General features: G+C 62.5%; 13 protein-coding genes. 2 read left to right on the plus strand and 11 right to left on the minus strand.

Annotated features, from left to right (window positions below):
* Window positions 1-365: 365 nt before the first annotated feature.
* The 11 genes from AB1555_18420 to AB1555_18470 form a co-directional block, all read right to left on the minus strand.
* Window positions 366-860: a hypothetical protein gene (locus tag AB1555_18420; protein ID MEW6248664.1), complete on the minus strand. Its 495-nt coding sequence runs from the start codon at window positions 858-860 to the stop codon at window positions 366-368.
* A 200-nt stretch (window positions 861-1,060) separates the two neighbouring features.
* Window positions 1,061-1,441 (minus strand): DUF2784 domain-containing protein, encoded by a 381-nt coding sequence (locus tag AB1555_18425; protein MEW6248665.1) that lies wholly within the window; start codon window positions 1,439-1,441, stop codon window positions 1,061-1,063.
* A 53-nt stretch (window positions 1,442-1,494) separates the two neighbouring features.
* Window positions 1,495-2,505: a patatin-like phospholipase family protein gene (locus tag AB1555_18430; protein MEW6248666.1), complete on the minus strand. Its 1,011-nt coding sequence runs from the start codon at window positions 2,503-2,505 to the stop codon at window positions 1,495-1,497.
* 211 nt (window positions 2,506-2,716) lie between these two features.
* Window positions 2,717-3,238 (minus strand): DUF488 domain-containing protein, encoded by a 522-nt coding sequence (locus AB1555_18435; GenBank protein ID MEW6248667.1) that lies wholly within the window; start codon window positions 3,236-3,238, stop codon window positions 2,717-2,719.
* Between the two features lie 208 nt (window positions 3,239-3,446).
* Window positions 3,447-3,995, minus strand: coding sequence for an OsmC family protein (locus AB1555_18440; protein MEW6248668.1), 549 nt, complete (start codon window positions 3,993-3,995; stop codon window positions 3,447-3,449).
* Between the two features lie 88 nt (window positions 3,996-4,083).
* A complete protein-coding gene (locus AB1555_18445) occupies window positions 4,084-4,503 on the minus strand; it encodes a hypothetical protein (GenBank protein ID MEW6248669.1) in 420 nt (139 codons plus the stop codon).
* A gap of 239 nt (window positions 4,504-4,742) precedes the next feature.
* Window positions 4,743-6,680, minus strand: a complete 1,938-nt coding sequence (locus AB1555_18450; protein MEW6248670.1) for a sigma 54-interacting transcriptional regulator — start codon at window positions 6,678-6,680, stop codon at window positions 4,743-4,745.
* 487 nt (window positions 6,681-7,167) lie between these two features.
* Window positions 7,168-8,214, minus strand: a complete 1,047-nt coding sequence (locus AB1555_18455; protein ID MEW6248671.1) for a hypothetical protein — start codon at window positions 8,212-8,214, stop codon at window positions 7,168-7,170.
* 60 nt (window positions 8,215-8,274) lie between these two features.
* Entirely contained in the window at window positions 8,275-9,756 is a 1,482-nt protein-coding gene (locus AB1555_18460) for a S8 family peptidase (GenBank protein ID MEW6248672.1), read from the minus strand.
* Window positions 9,757-9,759: 3 nt separating this feature from the next.
* Entirely contained in the window at window positions 9,760-11,124 is a 1,365-nt protein-coding gene (locus tag AB1555_18465) for a hypothetical protein (GenBank protein ID MEW6248673.1), read from the minus strand.
* 357 nt (window positions 11,125-11,481) lie between these two features.
* Window positions 11,482-12,723, minus strand: coding sequence for a hypothetical protein (locus tag AB1555_18470; GenBank protein MEW6248674.1), 1,242 nt, complete (start codon window positions 12,721-12,723; stop codon window positions 11,482-11,484).
* A 276-nt stretch (window positions 12,724-12,999) separates the two neighbouring features.
* On the opposite strand from AB1555_18470, the gene AB1555_18475 reads away from it, so the two are divergent.
* Window positions 13,000-14,460, plus strand: coding sequence for a S8 family serine peptidase (locus AB1555_18475; GenBank protein ID MEW6248675.1), 1,461 nt, complete (start codon window positions 13,000-13,002; stop codon window positions 14,458-14,460).
* Window positions 14,461-14,498: 38 nt separating this feature from the next.
* Complete coding sequence (locus AB1555_18480; GenBank protein ID MEW6248676.1) at window positions 14,499-21,509, plus strand: hypothetical protein; 7,011 nt, start codon at window positions 14,499-14,501, stop codon at window positions 21,507-21,509.
* Window positions 21,510-21,520 lie beyond the last annotated feature (11 nt).

Below are 21,520 nucleotides of genomic sequence, written 5' to 3' on the forward strand. Positions count from 1 at the left end.
ACGGCGCCGGAATTTGTGGACTTGCGGCGGATCGAGGTGCAGAAGGAAATCGTCTCGCATCCGCCCGCGAACTTGACGGTCATCATGGGGCTCGAGCGGATCGGGATCAACATCCCGCCCCTCGGCGCCACGGCGGAAAGTCAGGCCGTCCGATGACGCCGGCGCATCGTGCGAGCCCTGATCCGAAAATATTTCTCTCGGCAAAAATGCTTTTTTCGGTTCCCGAAAGGATTCTCTCCCTCCCGCGGGAGGGAGAGGAGACAGGTGAGGGTGGTGTCAGAGAAGAACCCCCTCACCGCAGCCTCTCCCCCAATGGGGGCGAAGAGAGTAGAGGACTCAAGATCGGAAAGAATTTCGGATCAGGGCTAGTTCGACTCCAGGAATCTCTGGAGCTCCTGCAACGCGTCCTGCAGGCGCCTCTTGCTGTCTTCGTCGGCCAGGGCGGGCGTCGTGCGCGGGGCGAGCGGCGGCGGAACCGTTGCGGCGTCGGGGGGCCGTTCCGGCGCGCGCTCGCGCACGCGGCTCCGGTTCGAGTGCACCCGCTGCTGTTCCAGAGGGATCTTGAAGCGCAACAACTCATCGCGGATGTCCTTGTATTCGCGCTCCCGCCTGGCGGCTTCCTCGCGCGCGGCCTGCGCGACGGTCTCCAAATCCCGAACCTTGTCGCTCAACTCACGCACGCGGGTTTCCAGATCCTGAGCGCGGCGTTGTTCCGCCTGAAGCTGGGCCGCCAACTGTTCCGCCCAGCGTTTGGCCGCCCGATACTCGTCCGCACTCACGCAGCCGGTCGCCATCGGAAGCGCAAGCATGACAAGCGAGCACGTCAATGGGCGGCCCAGGTGTCCGATGAACGTCCTCATAGGAGTCTCACCTCTTCGGGAAACGGGATGAACGCGCGCGATCAATCGAGGGCGATCATAGTCTACTGAGAACGTGCGGGGAGTTCTGTGAATTAGCTTACAAATGACGCGGACCGGCGGACCCTGAATGACCGAAACAGTCGATCGGGTCGGGTTTCTCGGGGAAATGGCGCAGGGCGACGGGTGGCAAGAAGCACTCATCACTGCCCGGCGGCCGGGGTACGCCGCATTCGCCTCCAGAGCCATCCGTAGATCGCCAGATTGACGATCACCACCAGCGCGCCCAGGGCGAACTGGGCTTCGCGCGTCAGTCCGGCCGGATACAACATCGGCAGGATATGGCGGGCGATGAAATCGGACTGAGAACCGGCCTCGCCGCCCGACTCGCGCAGCCAGAGTTCGAGCGGGGTCAGCGGGCACATCCAGCCGCCGAATTCCACCGCGGCGCCCCAGGCCGCGGCCGGCAGGTGCAGCCACACAACCCACCGCCATTTCAACGCCAAGAAGCCGCCGCCCACCACAAAGAGGACAAACGCGAGATGGAGCAGTGCGACCGAATCGGCGAGCAATTTATAGAGCATGCTTTACGACATCCGGACGATGCCTGCTTTCGCCGCCTGCCGGGGGAGAGCCGCTACGTGTCGCCGGCCCTAAATGGATTGTCCGTGGCGGGCGGGATCCGCCCGAAGGCTCGCCACGCGTCCGCTCTGGCCCTCAACGCACACTGCCACAGGCGGTTGGCGTTGGTGGTCGTGCACTTCACGAGATGACGCTGATGACTCGGCGCGATCACGAGCATCTTGACGGAGCCGAGCGTGAGAGCCCCCTTGTTTTCCGAAAGCAAGGCCAGCGCGCGGTTCAGCGCGAGATTTTCGTCGAACAGCGCCTGCTTGAGCGCGGAGCTATAGTGGCGGATCTTCAGCGCCGCGATGGTTCGCAGCGGTGCCCCGACAGGCTTGCTTCGGTACCAGAGCGGCTTGGTGAGGATGACCAGGACGTAGCGGCAGCCGCAATCGACGATCCGCTGGAGCGGCAGCGGGTCGCTGAGGCTGCCGTCCAAGCACCACCGGTCGCCGACCCGGACAAACCGGTTGTACAGGATGGGCGCGGCGGCGGTGGCGCGAAAGGCTTCCCAGAGGTCGATCCCTGGCGTCTTGTTTGTTACATAGTGGGCGGAAGCGTCGAGCGCGTCGGTGAGGGCAATATGCAGCGTGGTCGAGGCGTGAGCCAGGACCGACACATTGAACGGGCGGACCTCTCTGACGACGTAATTAATCAGGTAGTCGATGTCCAGTTGCTTGCTCACGCGCAGCAGATGGACGAATCTTCGATTGCTCAGATGGCGGACATAGGTCTCGACGCCGTACCGCGCTTGGCCGGTGATGAAATGGGCCGCCGTGAGCGCGCCCGCCGAGGATCCGGCGACATGGTCGAAACAGGCGGTGAATCCCATTTCTTCCAAGGCGGCCAGGACGCCCATGCAATAGATGCCTCGCATGCCCCCGCCTTGGACCACCAGCCCCATAGCAGGGCCTTCGGCGGCTCCCGACGCACGCCGGCGCAGCGCGTCCCACATCTCCTGCGCCATCGCATGGTACGCGGTCTTCTCCGACAGGGCGGCGCTCGAGAGGACTTCACTCTCCATAACGCGGTTCTGAGGTCTTCCTCATTGAGGGACGTGAACGGAGTAAATCTTAATCGAGCGAGGTGGCGGGGACAACTCCGGCCGGCATGACGGACAAGGGATCTGCGAAACGCTCCGATGTGTCTCTTGCCAAGGTGAAGGCACGTCGCGGTCGGCGGGTCCGTGCCACCGGACCCCTCCTGCTCCGACCGCGGCCGGGCTTTGGAGCCGGCTAATTCCCGGGGTAAATAATCTTCCCTTCGTGGATCCGGGCAAACGGCGTGAGTCGGTGCGGAGTCGCCTCTGCCGCAGAGATAATATGCCGCACCCTCCAGTCTCGGCTCGCCAGCGCATCCGCGATCAACGACCGGTGGCAGCGCCAGGGCACCGCTTCGGCGCACATGACGGCGGTGGGCCCGCTCTCGCCGCAGGCCATCAGCTCCCCCAGCGCCCCCCGGAAGTCATCCGTCTGCATGTAGTCCGCATAGCCTCTGAAGCCGTCGCTCCGCCATCCCAGGTTCACGGAATCGGGCCGGCTTTTCCGCCGCCCGCCCAGCTCCGGCATGTGCCGGTAGTGCACACCGGCTTCCCGTAGGCTATTGGCGAGCGGCTCGGCATTGAACTGGGGATGGCGTCGCGAAACAGGAAACCTCCGGACATCGACCAGGGTTCGGATCCCATGCGCTCGGAGGAGACCGATGAATGCCTCGATGGGACTGGTCGAATGGCCGATGGTCCAGAGCTGTGAAGCCATGGGTAGGATTATGACATACCTCTCTCTTTGGAGAATTGCCGGTCGAAGAAAAGGGGTCGGGAGTCTTAATTGGATTGTGTCTTGAAATGACTCCCGACCCCTTTTATCCCCCGCGACCCCTTTTATCCCCCGACGCGTTTCATGATGAGGTCCTCCGTGTTTCCTGCGCGGGGCCGCCGGAAACCGGCGGCCCCGCATCGCGGTCGGGTTATGCTTTGTCCACGGTCACGGTGACCGGAACCGGATTCGACACGATATCGAACACCGGCGAGAAACGGCAGAGAGCTCGCAGTTGATCCGCAGGCGCATCCGTCCTGACGGTAAACTTGACCCGGATCTGCCGGTAGCCCTTCCGCACCTGGTCGGAGAGTCCCAGGAACCCGCGCAGATCGAGATCGCCCTCGAGGCTGGACTCCACGGATTCCAGATGGATGCCCTGGGCGGCCGCATGGTAGACCATCGACGTGGTCAGGCAAGCCGCCAGCGCATGCAGCACAAACTCCACGGGATTGGCGCCAAGGTCCTGTCCCAAGAGCACCGGCGGCTCATCGGCGTCGAGCACGAACGGAGTCGTGCGCGTCGTATCCTCCTGGCCGGCTCCGTAGAAGTCTTTGATCGTGGTGCGATTATGTCCGCCCGCGATCCAGCGATTGCGCGCGCGAAACGCGAACGTGGCCAGATCGGGTCGAGTCTTCACCGCATCGAGCGTGGCGAACAGTCGAGACACATCCACTCCATTGACCGCAAGATTGTTCATGGCACAACCTCCTTGGTTGGGTTGAAGGGTTGAGAAAAGCGCGGCGCGATCCATCCGGCGACACATCTCCAGCCAGCGCCGCCGTTCGTTATCCGCCCGTTCCATAAACGGACCCTCCGCCGCATCGGATCGCGACCGACATCGAGAACAAGGTTCGACGAAGCACGTCCAGCGAGAGCGGCTCGAGGCGGTTCCACGGCATCAACGAGAGCGTCCGGGCCACCAAGCAGTAGTCGACCAGCACCCTGGCACTGGTGCCGACGAGTTGAACCCGGTGGATCGCCTGCAACGGCTCCCACAGGCCGGCGATCAACAAGATGAGATAGGCGACGCGCACCTGCACCGGCAGCGACGTCGGACTTGCCGTCCGCCATGCGAAGTGGGCGATCTGCACGACGCACAGCGCGATCGCCAGGTAGACGCCCGCGCGCCAGCCCGCCGGCGCGAGGGCCAAGAGTGGAACAGTCGCCGCCCAGTATCGCCAGCCGATGGAATTCCAGTCCGCCATAAGATCTCCCTTGCTGTCTCGCTCGTTCGTTGCGGTAAGACAGCATGGTCCGTGCCGGCCCGCTTAAAGAGCGATTTATGAAGGAGTGACCGAGAGTTGTGAGTGAGTCGCGAGTCGGGAAACTCTCGCGAACTTTCGCCAGTGATGAGATTTCACGAGAAGAATTTGCGAAGTTTCGTAAGAGACAGGCGGAGTGAAGTAGGGGAGAGGCGAAGGTGAGGGGCAGGTGGTCTCTTTCACTAGCGCGGTCGCTTGATGCCCAGCGCCTTCATGCGCGAGCTCAAGGTGGAGGGATTCATGCCCAGGAGGCGGGCCGCACCGTTTTCTCCCGCCACGCGCCAGCCGGCGGATTCCAACGCGCGGATCAGGTTCTCGCGTTCCAAAGTTTCCATCTCCTGGGCGGTCCGCACCCGGGGTGTCGCTTCCTCGGCGGGAGAAACGGGCTCGGACGAATCGCCGCGATCTGTCTCCGGCAGTGCGCGGTCGAGATTGAGGCGGCCGTCCCGCGCGGTAATCACCGCCCGCTCGATCACATTCTGCAATTCGCGCACGTTGCCGGGCCATGAATACGCCTGCAAACGCCGGATGCACTCCGAAGTCAGCGGCTCGATCTTGCGTCCCATGTTCTGCGCGAACTGTTGAGCGAAGGCCGAGGCGAGCAGCGGGATGTCTTCACGGCGGTCGCGCAGCGGCGGGACGTGGATGGGAAACACGTTGAGCCGGTAATAGAGATCCTCGCGAAACGCGCCTGCTTGCACGGCCCGTTGGAGATCGCGATTCGTGGCGGCAACGACCCGCACGTTCACCTTGCGCGTCTGCGAGGAGCCGACCGGTTCGAATTCCCCCTCCTGCAGCACCCGCAGGAGTTTCGCCTGGAGATCCAACGGCAGCTCGCCGATCTCGTCGAGGAAAATGGTGCCGCCGTCGGCGAGCGCGAACCGGCCGTCGCGTTTTGCGGTGGCGCCGGTAAAGGCCCCGCGTTCATGGCCGAAGAACTCGCTCTCGATGAGGGCGGCTGGAATCGCCGCGCAGTTCACCTTGATGAACGGCCGGTCGCACCGCCGGCCGGCGTGATGGATCGCCCGCGCGATCAACTCCTTGCCCGTCCCGGTCTCGCCCAGGATCAGCACGGTCGCATCGGTCTCCGCCACCTGCTGGATGTCGTGCAGCACGCGCAGGATCGGTTCGCTCCGGCCGAGGATGTCGTCGAAATGCCGGAGTGCCCGCAGTTCTTCGCGCAGGTACGCCGCCTCGTTGGTCAGCGCATGGATCGTCCGCTCCGCCTCGAGCCGGTCGCGGACGTTCCGCAGGATCAGCGTGTAGAAGGTCTGCCGGGCCATTTCGAACCGGGACAGGGTGGCTTCCGCCGGGAACTCGTTGCCGTTCGGACACAGGGCCTTGAGGCCGCCGGGAATCCACAGATAGCGTCGGCCTTCCGGGAGAGTCTCGAGCTGGTCGATCAGGGCCTGGAGCTTCGTCCGGCCTTCCTGGCTGAGAAACCGGCTGAAGTCCTGCCCCACGACCTGCCCGGCCTCGCACTGGAACGCCTTCTCGGCGGCCGGATTGATGCGCGTCACGCGCAGCGAGTGGTCCAGCTCGATGATCGCGTCCATCGCGCTGTTCACGAGACGGGTGAGCTTTTCTTCCCGTTCCTGCGCCTCGCGTTCCGCCCGCAGGCGCCGCATTTCCGCCGCCGCCCGCGCGGCGAAGATGCGGAAGAGCGCGAGCACGCGGGGGTCGTCCGGGATGGGCCGCCGATCGATAACCGCCATATGGCCGAGAATCTTTCCGTCTACGTCCGTCAGCGGCACGCCCATGTAACTGACGATGCCGGTCCCGCGGAAGTCCGGGTCGCCGGGGTAAAGCGAGAAGACGTTATCGGGGATGTGCACCAGGCGAGCCTGCGTGATGACCTGCTCGCAGGGGGTGCCGGTGATGTCGATCTCGTAGTCGCGCACCCACTGGCCGCCCATCCAAAAGGCGAGGGCCCGCAGGCGGCGGGACTCTTCCAGATACTCCGTGACCCAGGCCGCATGGGTGTTCAGCGCCTTGGCGAGGTTCTGGACGAGCGAGGCGAAGAACCGCTCGCCGGTCTCCGTCGCCGTGCCCTCGACGATGGAACGAAGCGCGGCCCCCTCGTCAAGATCGTGCAGGGGCGGGGGCTGGTCTGCGGCCATGCCGGACTTCTCCAGGGTAATCAGTCGGGCAGAATTCGCGCCAAGTATCGGCGCGGCGGCCTAAAGAAGGCAAGCCCCTTTTGTGCCTCTTTTGTGGGAGAAGAAAAGGGGTCGGAGAAGAAAAGGGGTCGGGAGTCTTTATAGGATTCAGGCGCCGTCTTGAAAAGACTCCCGACCCCTTTTATATCTCCGACCCCTTTTATATCTCCTTATATCTCTGGTCTTCGCGTAGCATGTGTTGGTCTTTCGACGGGGCTGGACAAGATCGGGACAACCGAGGTCAGTAATGTATCGCTTCAGATTGAAGGCTGTCCAGAAGAGAAGAAACGGAGTCGTGGGTCGTTATCGGATTGTCAGGCTCAGTGGCGAGAGGAAAGTACGGCAAGAAAAGACTCCCGACCCCTTTACCCCGCGACCCCTTTACCCCACGACCCCTTTACTCCATCCGCAGAGGATCCTTTCGGCACATGCGCTCGGGCGATTCCGATCAATGAAGCGTTCCCAAAAGTTGGCTGAGTGGAACGACGAGACCCAGCGTCGTATTGGCCAGCCAAGTGCCTTCAGCGCTGAAGGCGTAGCGACTTCCCGTAAACCCGCTCGTCGTGTTAGCTCCCACGCTCGGCATATAGATGAACTCTGAGGCCAGGCGAATCGAAACAGGAAACCCCGGCAGTTGGTATTCGAGGGAGAGGCCGAGTTTCGGCACGACATTGGTGGTTGAGGAGCGGGTCTTCACGAGCGTGCCGCCGCCCTTCGCTTCGTCGGATTCTCCCTCGATCGTTTGCTGCAGAAACGCAATGCCTTGAATGAAATCAACAGACACTCCATCTATCAGCGGGACGACCTGCGTCAAGCCAAACCCGAACGCTCGGTTGGCCCTGCGCGTAAACTTGGTGTCGTTACTCGGGCCACCCACTATATGGTGAACCCCGATCCCCCCGCTGGCGTCGGCTCCGAAAAACTGGTCGTACTCGACGAAGCCACCGACTCGAATACCATTAAAAGCGAAGGGGAACGTGCGAAACTGAAGATTGAATGACGTACCGCTCAACGCCCCGCCTGAGCCGGTGGTGTCATTGAAGATCGAGGTGGAACGACCGTCGTTGCCTCCTCCGAAGCTGGTGACGCCACCGACACCGAAGACCACTTCGGTGTTGCCGATCCATCCGGCTCGCGCTCCCATCGCCGCTCCGCCTACCGCGGCGATCGAGGCCATGTTCATGAAGTTCAGCACGACCGTATCGTCCGTCAGGAACCATGCGCCTGCGAGGCGGCGGCGGTTGCCATTTTCGTCCTCGACCTCCGTCTCCTTGACATTTTTCGGATCCACATCGAGGGTCACCTGTCCGCTCGCATCAGTAACCCCCCGGGTCGTGCTTCCGTCGTTCAAGGTGACTTTGACCTTGGCCTTAGCCATGGGGTTGCCGCCGGCCCCTACGACCTTCACGTTGGTCGCCACGGCATAGGCGAAGGTGGCCCACAGGCCGACCAGACATACTGCGATGATGGGAGAATACAGCCGTCTTCGTCTCATGGCATCCTCCCTCCTTTTGAGGATGAGGCCCGTTGGAGAAAGATCCGGTCTCGAAAGGTGTTACTCCACATCGAGTTGCCCGCGCGCTTCCTTGGTCTTGCGATCGTCCGCGACCACGAGCCGAACCGTCCAGGTTCCCTTGGCGGTCAGTTCCTTGACGGAAAAGACGCCCAGCGCGCCGTCTTCGACGGATTTGCCCTGTTCCGTCGCCACGGTTTTCCATGTGGTCGGCTGCTCGCCTTGGCCAAGCTGAATCTCGTAGCGTTTGAGCTTGCTCCCGACTGCGGTGCCGCTCACCTGAATGACCGGCTTCCCGCCCACCTGCTCGACCGAGACCTCGTGGACTTTGGCGGTCAGAAAATAATTCGGGTCGGCTTTCAGGGCCGCGACGGCGTTGAGCCGCCCGGCGCCGGTGAACTGATCCCAGCCCGGCACTTCCACGTCATCCGCCGATTCCAGCAGCATCCGCTCGACCTGCACGTTGGTCAGGTTCGGGTATTTCGCCCAGATGAGCGACGCCACGGCGGAGACCATCGGGGCGGCAAACGATGTCCCCGACGCCCGCATGAATTGGTTCTGCGGCCCGACGAAGCTCTCGCCCGGCTTGTAGTCCTGCGCCCCGGTGAGCAACATGAAATCCGTGCGGCGTGCCCGCAGCGAGAGGATATCGACACCCGGGGCGGCGATCTTGATGTGTCTGCCCCAGTTCGAGAACGCCGCGCGCTTATCATTGAGATCGAGCGCGGCGACGCCCAGTACATGGTTCAGGCCCACCGGTCCTCGACCGTTCGTCTCGCTGCCCTGATTGCCGCCTGCGACCACGATCAATGCCCCTTTCTGGTAGGCGTAATCGATCGCGAGTTGTTCGGTTTTATTCAGCCGCTCTCCCTCCAGGCTCAAGTTGACGATTTTCGCCCCGTGGTCCACGGCGTAGACGAGCGCGCGCGCCAGGTCGAACACTTTGCCGTGGGCAAACACGTTGAGAATCTTGAGGGGCATGATCTGCGCGCCCCAATTGATCCCGGTGATGCCCTGGCCATTATTGGCGGTTGCCGCGATGATGCCGGCAACGAAAGTGCCGTGCCCGTCGTTGTCCCACGGGTTGTTGTTCTGATCGACGAAGTTCCAACCGATGAAGTCGTTTTCGTAGCCGTTGGGATCCTCGCCTTTCTTGTTGGGTTTCGGGTTTTGCCACACGGATGATCGTTTGAGGTCCGGATGGTAGTAATCGAGCCCCGTATCGAGCACGGCGACGATCACAGGGCGACCTTCACCGGTTTCGATGTCCCACGCCGAGCGTCCGCTGCCCTTCGGGAGAAATCCCACGCGGTGCAGGTACCACTGGTCAAGAAACGGCTGCCCCCAGGCGCCAGTGGAGGCGTAGAACGTGTCGTTGGGGATGCCGGTGTGCGCGGCCTCGGCTCCGGCGGCCCGTGGAAGGTCGCGGGGCGGCGCTCCGACGACGCCGGGCACCGGCGCCTGCTCTGTGGCGCATCCGCACACCATAAACGCCGTGACGATGGACAAGATGGCCCGGCGCATCGCTCACTCCTCGAACGACGGAACACGGATGGTCCAACGCGGGAGCGCCTCTGCCGCGGTCATGGGCCAACGCAGAGGATCCAGACTTGGCGCGGGGGCGCCCCCGAGGTCTTCGTTCGGCTCGAGCAGGTCCAGACGTGGGCCGGCAACCTCGGTGAAGCGGGTCACCTGGGATGGATCCTCCAGATAATAGACGAACATGTCGGAACCCAGCGGATTCCGCCATGGAGTCCAGGCATCCATGCCCGGGAGCCCTGCATGCTCCAGGTCCTGGCTGATCTGCCAGACGTTCGCATCCGGTCTAAACCGTTTGATGTAGGACGGCCGATTGTCGATCAGAATCTCTCCTATCGGTACCGGGTAGACCCCCGAAGCAAGGGCGGTAGAGATCGGGCCCTGACCGGAGGATGATGGAACATCGGGTACGCGAGGGATTTGAGGGATGGTCACCTCCGTCTTCCCGTAGGACTGTATCCCGCTCTCGTCCGTCGAGGCTCCGTGGACCGTCACGTTGGTGAACACCAACTGCTGCTCTCGCAACTCCTGCCGAGTGAACTCGCCTCCAACCGAGTAGGTATTGTCCTGCCGGCTGTATTCGACCTTTGGCGAGAATGCGTCCCACGATTTCCATGAATACCCGATGCCTTTCAGCCAACTGTCCGGATTTTCATCCTTCCCCTCAAAGGTCATGGTGACACGCGCCCGGGTTTGCTCGGCGATCGTCGCCGTCGCCGTTTCCTGAGCACCGCCCTTCACTTTAGGTTTGGAGGCGAATTGAAGAGTCCCGGTGAGCGCCCAATTGACCTGTTGAGCGCCGCCTGCTGTCCCTGTCGGAGCCATCGCTCCGGTTGTGGAAGAGGGAGCCATCGCCTGCTGCGGCAACGGCGGCAGGGTCCCGATGTCCTTGTAATCATTTTTGAGCTCGACGTCCAAGCGGTTCGCAAGCCGCTGTGCTTTCTTATCCGATGGATCGGCCGCAGCTTTCGCTCTAGCTTCTTGAAGCTCGTATTGTTTTTTTCTCGCTTCAATTGCGCGATCGAGCACCTTCTTCTGATCCGCGCCTTGGGCCTCGATCCCCGCCGTCGTGTTCTTGATGAAATCGCGGTGCGATCCCACTTCATTCGTCAGGCGCGCTCTATCCGTCTCGCTCAAGTTCGGCTGTTGGAGCTGCCGTTCAGCCTCTTTCATGGCTCGTTCCCGGTCGGCGATTTGCGCGCCGAGGTCGGTCAGTTCCTGGATGCGCTGGGGAGAGAGCGTGTCGGCCTGGATGGTCCGGGGAATCGAAAGAAAGGCGACTGCGCCGACCAGGAGCAGCAAGACCCCACCGAGGTTGCGGGTAAGGATCGAGCCGGAGCCCAACCTTTTCATGCCGCCCACGCCTGCCGGGGAAGGAAAACGAGCATGAGAACGCATGGGCGATTCCTTTGAATACATGAGAGATCGTGGAGCTTGTGGGGTTCAGGATGGCAGGCGGCTTTCCAGGTCGCAACACCCAAACGGATTACGTACAACTCCGCGCCACGTTCCTTGCGCCGTCGATAGGTATGACAAAGGGGAGAGGGATGCGAAGAGAATTCCGCGCGCCACGATTTGTTGCACGGATTTTCGTGTCAGGGCACTGGTGTGCCGGGTCATCCCTCCCTAACCCTCCCCCGAAGTTGGGGGAGGGTGGGGCGTGCCGACTGCTGAGAGTCGAGGGCTGACAGCGACTGTGGATTCTGCGCGTTAAACTGCGGGGCGGAACGGTGCTTGGGAATTTGATGCTCGGCGTTCGCGGTCCGGTTGGGAGCGACTGGGAAACGGTTCAGGGCGGTCGGCCAGCGCCGGGTGCCCGAGCAGCAGGCGAATGAGTTCCGCCTGTCGCCTGGTGCCGGTCTTTTGAAAGATCTGTTTGAGCTGGGCGCGGGCGGTGTTGTGGCTTCGGCGGAGTTGGTCGGCGGCGGTTTTCACGGACTGTCCTCGAAGAAGGGACTCGGCGAGCCGCCATTCCGCCGGCGTGAGCCCGTATTCACGGACAACCAGAGCCTCCGGAAGTTCCGGCGTGTCCTCCGGGTCGGAGATGAAGACCGCGGCGGCGGGTCTCTGCTCATCCAGGCGCCGCCCGGCGGCGCGCAGCGGGCCGACGAGCAGGACGTAGCTCCGGCGTCCTGATGGCCGCGACACCAGCATGGCACCGCCGGCAGCGTGCTCCGAGCCTGTCGAAGCGGCTTGACCGTCGCCGATCGCGATGCGCACGGTGTCATGAATGAGGCGCGCCAGCCGGGTGGTTTCGTCGGGCGCAGCGGCGGTCAGGACTCCCTTGGAGATCGTCAGCCCGTCGGCTCGACGGCACAGCCCTTCGCCCGCCTGGTTGGCCCAGTGGATGCGCCCGTGCGCGTCGCACACGATCATCCCGGTCCGCAGGCGATCCGCCACGTCTCGCAGCGCGTCGCGCTCCGCGACGGCTCGCTCCAAGCGGTTCTGGATTTGGAGCGCGCGCTTGAGGTGAGGGAACAGGCCTTGAAGAACGCGGACCTCGCGGTCCTCGTAAGGACGATGTTCCGACCACGGCCGATGGACGCCGATCAGGAACATCCGGTTCTCCTCCACGAGGGGAATGCCGCCTGCGGCATGGAAGAGTCCGAGCGGTTTCATCCAGTCCTGGTAGAACTCGCTCCTGACCAGCACATGGTCGGGAATGTGTCCATGGCTGGGATAAGCCACACCGATCCGAAAGGCGCCGGGCTTGGGGGTCCAGATGTCTTTTTGCCAGTAGTAGGCTTCGTAATCGGAGAATCCCTTGGGCGGAATGCCCACGGAAGCCAGCGCTCGAGTCGTGCCGTTTGTCAGGTTGATTTCCGCGATGTTGCCGGTTCGGCTTCGGGTGAGCCGGACGAGTTCGTCCAGGACCGTGGGCCAGTGCGAGGGATCCAGCGCCGCGTCATAAATCCGGTCGATCAACTCGTGGAGCTGTCTCTGACCGACCATGACGGGCCTCCCTGCCGGCTGTGGAACGCTCTGACGAGGGGCGCTCAGTATAGCGTTCCGTACTAGAGAAATCCACGGCTCTTTTTTCGCCGGGTCATTCTTCCTCAGACCGCGGCTCCGGGCTAGGAAATCCAGGGATTTCCAGCCGTCGGTTGCCTCGGTGAACGGCTTCCAGGCTCGGCACATGTACATAACCCAAACGGGTGTTGCCGTCGCCGCGGCGTCTTGACATGCTTCCCGCCGGTCTTTCGCGCGGATTCTCTTTCGGGCGTCGCCATGCGCCGGCTCTTCGTCCTTGTGCTGGGTATCGGTCTGGTCGGCTGCTCGGCCGACCAGGTCAGCCCGATGCGGCCCGCCGTTCCTCTCGACGGTTCGGCTTCCTCCCCGACGCCGAACGATCCCTTGTACCGCGCCAAGGGGTCCTGGGGGCAGCCCTATCCCGACCAGTGGGCGCTCCATCGCATCGGCTTTGCCCCGCCCGGCCAGGGTCCCTCGGCCTGGGAGGCGGCGACCGGCGCCACTGTTCCCGTCATTGTCGCGGTGATCGATACCGGCCTGGATTATTTTCATCCCGACCTCAAACCCGAAAACATCTGGCGTAATCCGAAGGAGCAGCCGAATGGGATCGACGACGATCAGAACGGCTATGTGGACGATTTGATCGGCTGGAACTTCGTCGATCGCAACAACAATCCGTGGGACCACGCGGGGCACGGCACGCATGTGGCCGGCATCATCGCGGCGGCGACAAACAACGGGGAAGGGATCGCTGGGATCAACCGGGCCGCGAAGATCATGGCGCTCAAGGTCCTGAACTTCCTCGGGCGCGGCCGCAGCACCGGCATTGCTGAGGCGATCTTCTACGCGGTGCGGAACGGCGCGCGGGTGATCAATCTCAGTCTCGGCGGGCACAAGATCTCGCAGGTCGAACAGCTCGCGATCGACTACGCCTATGAAAAGGGCCTGGTCATCGTCGTGGCCTCGGGCAACGTGGCGGAAGAAACAACGGACTACGGGATGGCCGGCTCGAAGCACGTCCTCAGCGTGGCGGCTACGGACCAGAACGACAAGCGGGCGCCCTTCTCCAACTGGGGGCGATCGGTCAAGATCGCAGCCCCCGGCGTGGACATCCTGTCGCTCCGCGCGCGACGCACGGATTTCGTTCTGGTCTCCGAAGCGGAGAACTACCAGCCGGGGGAGTCCTTCGTCGGGGCGGAAGCCCGCTACTACCGCGCAAGCGGAACCTCCTTTGCCGCGCCCTTCGTCGCCGGGGTCGCGTCGCTCTTGTGGGCAAAGAATCCTGCGCTCACCAACGCGCAGGTCGAACGGATGCTTCTGATGTCGGCCGACGACGTCGAAGTGCCGGGCTGGGATCAGTTCACGGGCGCGGGACGGATCAATGCCGCCAAGGCTCTACGCGCGGACCCCGACTGGTACCTGGTGGCGAGAATTACGGAGGTCCGGCCGATTCAAGAGAAAGGCCGGACGGTCATCGAAGTGCTCGGCACGGCCATCGGGAGCGAGTTGGACCGTTACGTCCTGGAGATCGGTCGCGGAGAATCGCCGACGCAGTGGCAGGCGGTCGGAGAGCCGCTGACCACCGCGGTCAAGGAGGGACGATTGGGCCTCGTCCCGGTGAACAACATCACGGCGAAGGGCGAATGGACGATTCGCGTGGCGGCGCGTGATCGGAGAGGAACCCAGCGGGAAGCGCGAGGGTCGTTAACGGTGGAATGAGCGCCGCCGTACGGGGAAGGAGACCGAGGAGCGGGACTATGCCGAAGTTGTCATCCGGGCTGAAAGGCGGCCTTCTCGCCGGATTGAGCCTGCTGCTGGGGCTCGGCTCCGTTCAGGCTGCCGATCCGCAGGAAGCCACCGACGTGAGCCGCCTGCCCAGCTATTCGACGCGGCTGGACGTCAAGCTGAATCCCACGCCCCGGCAGGCCGTGCTCGTGCCTCCCGATCTCGACCCCCAAGCTTTTGCCCAGCAGAACCAGCTCCAGGAACCCGAGGTGGTGCGGATTCCGGGCGATCACCCGAAGTATGGAGGATGGGCGCTGCTCAGTTTTCGCGGAACCGAAGGGCAGGCCAAAGCCCTGTGCCGCGACCACCCGAAACTCGGATTCTGCGAACTGGATCGGTGCCGCGAGTTTCTCCCGGCCTCGGAGCTGGGCACCCTGATCGGCGAGAGTTGGCGACCGGAGAAAGAGTTTGTGACGGCGATGGCGGAAACGGCGGGCGAGGCCGTCGCTTCGGCGGGATCTTCGCCGTCGGGTCAGGCGACCGCCTCGGTGGCTTTGCACGAGACCGAGCAAGCCACCGCGACGATCTGGCCCGCGCCGCCGACGCCGGAACAACTGGTGAAAGGTGAAACGTCGGCCTGGGGACCCGACGCCGCGAAGGGACTGGATGTCCACACCCTGCGGAGCGGAACCGTGACGACCATGACGATTCCGGACAACGGGCAGCTCCAGGTCGGCGCCGGGTGGGATCAGACCACCGCCCGTCCACCGACCGGGGGCACGATTGCGCGGCCGCCGGGTGGAGGCACCCAGCCGAGACCGCCCAAGCCGCCGGTCCCGCCGGAGACGCCGGAGAATCCGCCAGGTCTTGTTCCGCCGCCACCGCCGTTCATTCCGACTCCGCCGGAAGAGAATATCGATGACGTGCTGGCGTGCAAGCTCTTCGGCGGGGGTGGTGAGGTGCCCGGGCTGGGCGCCAGAGTCGGGTTGCCCGACGTCAAGGAATTCATCGAGCCCCCGCCGCGCGAACCGGGACAGGAAGGGTTGAACGATCCCGCCATCGCGGGGGACCACGTGTGGCTACACGATCTCTCCTTCTTCTATTTCTCCCATGATCTGTACGTGCAATCCATCGGGGTCGATTTCAATGCCAGCCGGTTCTATCGGTCGAACATCAAAACGAAGGAAGGCGGTCTGTTCGGCTACAACTGGGATTTCGCTTATTACAAGCGTCTGATTCCCCAGGGCGGCGCGCTGAACCCGAAGCTCGGCCTCAGGGTCGAAGGACTGATGAACCCCGGCCCTGTGCTGTACATGCGAGGCAATGGTCGGGTGGAAGAAATGAAGCCGTCGGGCGTCCGCTTCCAGATGGTGAAAAATTTCGGCGGCCGATTCGATGCCTGGGTCACCTATTATCAGCCTCCTGACAACCTTTTCACCGAACTGGAGCGGTACGTGCTGCTGCCGAACCAGCAGTCGCCGTTCGCGGGCCATCCCAACTACGAGGGTGACATCTTTTACGTGATGCGGTACGGGAACGGATACCGCGAGGTTTATTCCTGCCGCGGCATCCTGCTCTACATCCTGGATCGCCACGACAACCGGATGACGTTCGAGTATGCCCCCGTGTTCCATCCCCTGACCTTCAACCCGAAGCTGGAGAAGATCACCGACACAGCCGGCCGAAAATACGTGCTGGAGTGGACGACCATCGAAGGGAACGGTCTGGTGCATACCAATTACAAGGGCGAGGTCATCTCGGGCACCTTTCCCAAGCTGCGGCTGAAGAAAGTCAGAGAAGACTTTGGAGCGGACAGCCGCGAGGTCGAATATCACTACCGCGGCGGCGACAGCCGGCCGGTGCTCGAGAAGGCCGAAGAGCGAAAGGACGGCAATTTCATCACGACGTACTCCTACACGGAACAGGACACGCGTTATTACCTGGAGACGCTCACCCTTCCGCGCGAAAGCGCGTTGGGCGGGGACCCCTATCTGAAAAACCAATGGCGGCAGGATGGGAGCGTCAAGCGGATTCAGAGCCAGACGCACGGCCGTCCGGGAACGGGCACCCGAGGCGGCGGGTTCGAAGGAGGTATGACCCTATTCCAGTGGGAAGGCAAGCCCGGCAGCCGCGTGACCGTCCAAGGGCCGCGGGGCGGCGAGGAAGTCTATACCCTGGAGTGGACCGGCCTGGCCTACGTCGTACGGCGAATCGATCTCAAGTTGGACGACGGGAGGGTGGCCACGACCACGATTCAGCACAACAAGAGCGATCAGGTCACGATTCTGACCAGACCGGAAGGCAATCGCATCGAATACCAGTTTGCGGCCGGGGGAGGTCCCGTCACGGAAGGGCCGATCCGGGATTGTTTGAATTGCGGCGGGGGAGCGCAGGGGCTGACGGCTCCGTCAGTGAGCGCTCCCTCGGCCTCGGGGCTCGGGACATCAGCCTTGGGGATCACAAGCGGGAAGGGAGGCGAGAGCGGTGTCACGTACCTGAACAACTTGGCTAGGGGCAATCTGACCCTGAAGATCCTTCATGCGGGAGATCGACCGAATCCGTTGCCCTACTCCTCTATCACCACCTCTTACACGTATGAGCCGCTCTATAACCAATTCAAGCGGATCGAAGGGCCGGGTGAGGCCGTCACGGAGTTCGACTACGACTATTTCACCGCAGGAGCCGAAGGCAATCCGATCGTGCGGCGACGTCCACGCCGGACCACGGCAAAGGGTGAGACACTCGGCCCCATTGAAACCGCCTACACCTACAGTCCCAAGGGACTTCTCCTTCAAGAGACGGATCCGCTCGGGCACAAGACGGTCTATGGCTACGATGGGAACGGGTATTTGGTCTCGGTGGCAGACGACGGAGACCTGGAGGACAACGTGTCGTTCGGACGGGATCTCCGCGGGAACATGATTAAGTACACCGATGCGCGCGGCACGATCACCATGCTGAAGGTGGATAAACGAGACTTGGTGCGGGAGAAGGTGGAAGACGAGCAAGGCTTCAAGAACCGCACGAGTTACGTCTACGATCAGAACGGGAATCTGATTCTGGAACAGATCGCGGTCAACGACAATGTCCCGTCTGACGGCTCGTTCCCGGAGCTTCCGAAAAAATCCTTCCAGGTCACGAAGACCTATCAGTACAACCTGCTCAATCTTCTGACCAAAGAAACGCAACTGGCACAGGACCTGGGAGCCGGTACGGCGCTTTCCCGGGAACGGACCCAAGCCCACGACGGCGGCGGGAATCTGGTGACGGTTCAGGAGCCGGAAGGGTTCATGATCTCCTACCAGTACGACGCAGTCGGCAATGTGACTCAGAAAACATTCGGCGGCAAGCTCGCCGAGAGCTACCGCTACGATTTGAACGGCAATCTGATCGAGAAGACACGCGGGGCGGGCAGCACAACCATCTATGAACCGGATCCCTTCGATCGGCCGTATAAAACGATCCTGCCTGAGGGGACGACCCTGGTCGCCCCCCTGAATCCCGACGGCACGACGCAGAAAGTCGATATCCAGGGCAAGAATCATGAGGGGAAATCCGTGCGACTCCGATTTCTCGAATTCAAGTACGACGAGATCGGAGATCGAATCGAAACGCAGGAGCATATCTTCGGACCGGACGGGTTCACGACCGGCATGCGGACCGAACGGCTGATCCGGGACGCGGAAGGCAAAGTCCGAGGTGCGATCGATGCGCGGAAGAACGAGAGTGTCTTTCAGTACGAAGGCCATCGGAAGAGCCAGGATACGGATCCGCTGCTCAACGAGGTGCACTACTCCTACGAACCGGGCGGCTTGCCGACCAGCATCAAAGAAATCGAACGGGAAGTAGTTTTTGAGGAAATAGAAGGCCAGCCGAAGCGCGTCGAAAAGACGACGGCGTACGCCAAGACGATGAGCTACGACGCGCTGGGGCGGCTCTCGTCACTGACAGTGCCGGGCGGGGCCGGCGCCGCATTCGCCTACGATTCACTGGGGAACGTACGAGCGAAACTGGAGAACGGCGGGCGGTTGGATCTGTTCGAATTCGACGGATTCGGGCGCGGCGTCCGCGACGAACAGTTCGCGAATCTGGGCCACGACAAGCTGGTCGTCAGCCGCGCCTATGATCTTCAAGACCGGCTCGTCAGCTCGACCGTGGATCGAGGGGGACGGACCATCAGCACTATGATCCGGAAATACGATGCCGCCGGCCTGTTGGAACGGCTGACGGTGGACGGCCAAAGCCGGACCTATAGGAAATACGACGATCGCGGGAACGCCGGGCGGGAAGAGCGTTCCGACGGAGTCAAACTTGATTACACGTACGACCGCGAGGATCGCGCCACGGTGATCACGGTGGAGTACCCCGATCACTCGGTGGGACGATCCACGCGCGAGACGTTTGCGTACGACGGGCTCGGTCGAATCGTGGAGGCCGGCCGGTACGGCGGCATCGTCACCAGCAAGATGACCTACGACAGCGTAGACAACGTCCGATCGGAGGAACAAATCATTCACGGATCAGCGCTGCGGCTGGATTACGCCTATGATGCCGTGGGCTCGCGCACTGAGTTGCGCGGCCCTTCCGTGGGGTCGGACGCCGCATGGACCATTCAGGCGCAACGGGATACCGTCGGTCGGGTCTATCTGCTCCGTCATCGCGTGTCCGGCGAGGGTGAGCCGGCGAAAGGGGTGGCCTATGAGTACACCGGGCCGGTTCGCGTCGCGCGGCGGAGCATCGGCGGGATCGAAGACACGGTGTACAGTTACGACGCGGCGCGCCGCCCGATCCAGGCGATGGTGTACTCGAGCGCGGGCCGCGTTGCCACGTTCGGCTCCGGCTATGACGCCGACTCCCGTGCCCTGAGCCAGGAATCGCACGTGAAGATGCTGTTCGAATCCGAGGGAAGCGAGACGACTGCGCTCGACTATATGCCGTGGGGCGCCCGCGGGAACGTGAGCACGGTGTTCCAATGGTCGGACAAGCCGACGGACACGAATGCCAAGGGGACAAGCCGTCGTCTCTATCGGTACGACAACGATCGAATCGAAACGATCTTCTCGGCGCAAGATACGTTTACCAACCGACCGGGAGTGATCTACGGCAGGAAGGAAAACAGGGTGTCGGCCGGCGAAATGGTCAAGTTTGTCTACGACGGGGATCGGCTGGCCCGAACCGAATTCTGGCAGCACGAAGATCTGGACGCCGGCCTCACGGACGTGAAGCTGAAAGCCACCCTCATAAACGGCGCCGTGAAGAAGTACACGACGTGGTTTCGTTATGATCCGAACGGCTCGCTGAGCGAGGACAACCGGTTCCGTTATGAGTATGGACATCAAGCGCTTCCCAGCCAGGTGACCGATAAATACACCTTTGGGCTGAATTTTGAGATGACGGCCACGCAGTATTACGATTTCGCAGACCGGCTCGTGTACATCGAGTACGGACCGAAGACGCGGGATGCGAGCAGGTATATCGATCCGATTTTTCCGGACAGGCGAATTCTGTACGATGACCGACTGCCGTTCCTCGAGATTGCGACCCAAGGGAAGGCCGTCCCCAAACAGGTCGAAGTGGCCTACGTCACGCATCCTGAGGGAAGCGACGTCGGTCCGATTCGGGTCAGGACGCACTATGACGTGCTCGGTGCCAAGGAGCCGCCGCCTTCGGTGGTGTATCCCTTCTTCGATCTGGAAGGCTCACTGGCGCTGGTGTTTGATCCAGCGGCTCGCGATTACTACAAAGTGGGCCAGACCCTCGACTCTGCCGTGAGGACCTCGGCGCGCCGGCGGCACGTTATTCTCCCGAGGTTGGAAAAGGACACGCGCCCGGAAGATCTCGTTGCCTTGAGGCCCGAGCACCCGCGCCGGGAGATTCCGCTTATGGGACTCCGCGCACGCTGGGATCCGTTTCTCGAAGCGGCCTTCGATCTGGAGAACGGACGGCTCATTCCGGACCCCATGCGCAATCTGGAGCTCCGTCTGAAGACCGCGCAGCAGGCGCGGTCGGACTATCTCAACGAGCAAATCAACGAGGGGCAGAAGAAAGGGCTGATGGCCATGGGAGCTCTATCCGGGCTCGTATTCTTTCCCGTGGCTTTCATGGAGTATCCAGCAGCCACCGCGCTTGGACTGGCGCTTGATGTGGCGGTGGATATGGCGGTCACCGAGGTCCTGTTCAAGGAAGAATACGGAGTTGACGATCTAGGTCAGACCTTGGCGTATTCAGGTTTGTTTGCGGGGAGCGGGATGTTAGGAGCGGAATTCGCGAAGCTCCGGAATGCCAAACTGTTTGATGGGCTGGACGATGCCCGCCGCGTGCGAATGAGCGGCAAGGCGTCGGGCAGTGTGGAGCCGGGCATGGCACAGAAGGCGCCGGATATGGACGTGCCGGACACGGCTGGTCCTTCTGCGGTCTCCGGCCATGCCGCCCGGGCCCGACCTGGCCGCGCCCCGCGCGGGGATAAGCCGGCGGCGCCGTCGCGGAGCGCCGATCGCCCTTCGTTCTCGCAGGAACAGGATTACGACCCGGTTGGATGGCCCAGCTTCGAGAGCGGCCGGCTGGCTTTGTTTCGCGGCATTGACAAGGAGGATGGACGGTTGAGGCGTTTCGCCGAAAACCTCGCGCCTGTGCCGGGAGTCTTCGATATCATGGTGCATGGCTCGCCGAAAGGGTTTGAAATGCACACCTGGCGGAAGTTCTATAAAATTTCCCCGGAGACGCTCGCCAGTATGGCGCGAGCGAGAGGGTTTCGGCCGGGAATGGTCGTCCGGCTGATCTCGTGTGACTCAGGAGCAGAAGCGAAGGGAGCCGCCCAGCTGCTCGCGGACGCGTTAGACACTCGAGTCTTTGCTCCGAACAGAAAAGTATGGGCCTGGGACTCAGGAAAGTTTACTCTCGACGGAGTGGCCGGCAAAGTTCAAGGGAACTGGCTGGAATTCGTCCCGACTCGCGTTCGGGCCATGCCTACCATGCCTCGGTGGCAGGCTCCGTGGTTGCCGAATAAGCCCTATCGGCCTCGCACCCGGCCGGTTGGGAACTGAACCACCGAAGA

It is taken from the genome of Nitrospirota bacterium (assembly GCA_040755395.1).
GTDB lineage: Bacteria > Nitrospirota > Nitrospiria > Nitrospirales > Nitrospiraceae > DATLZU01.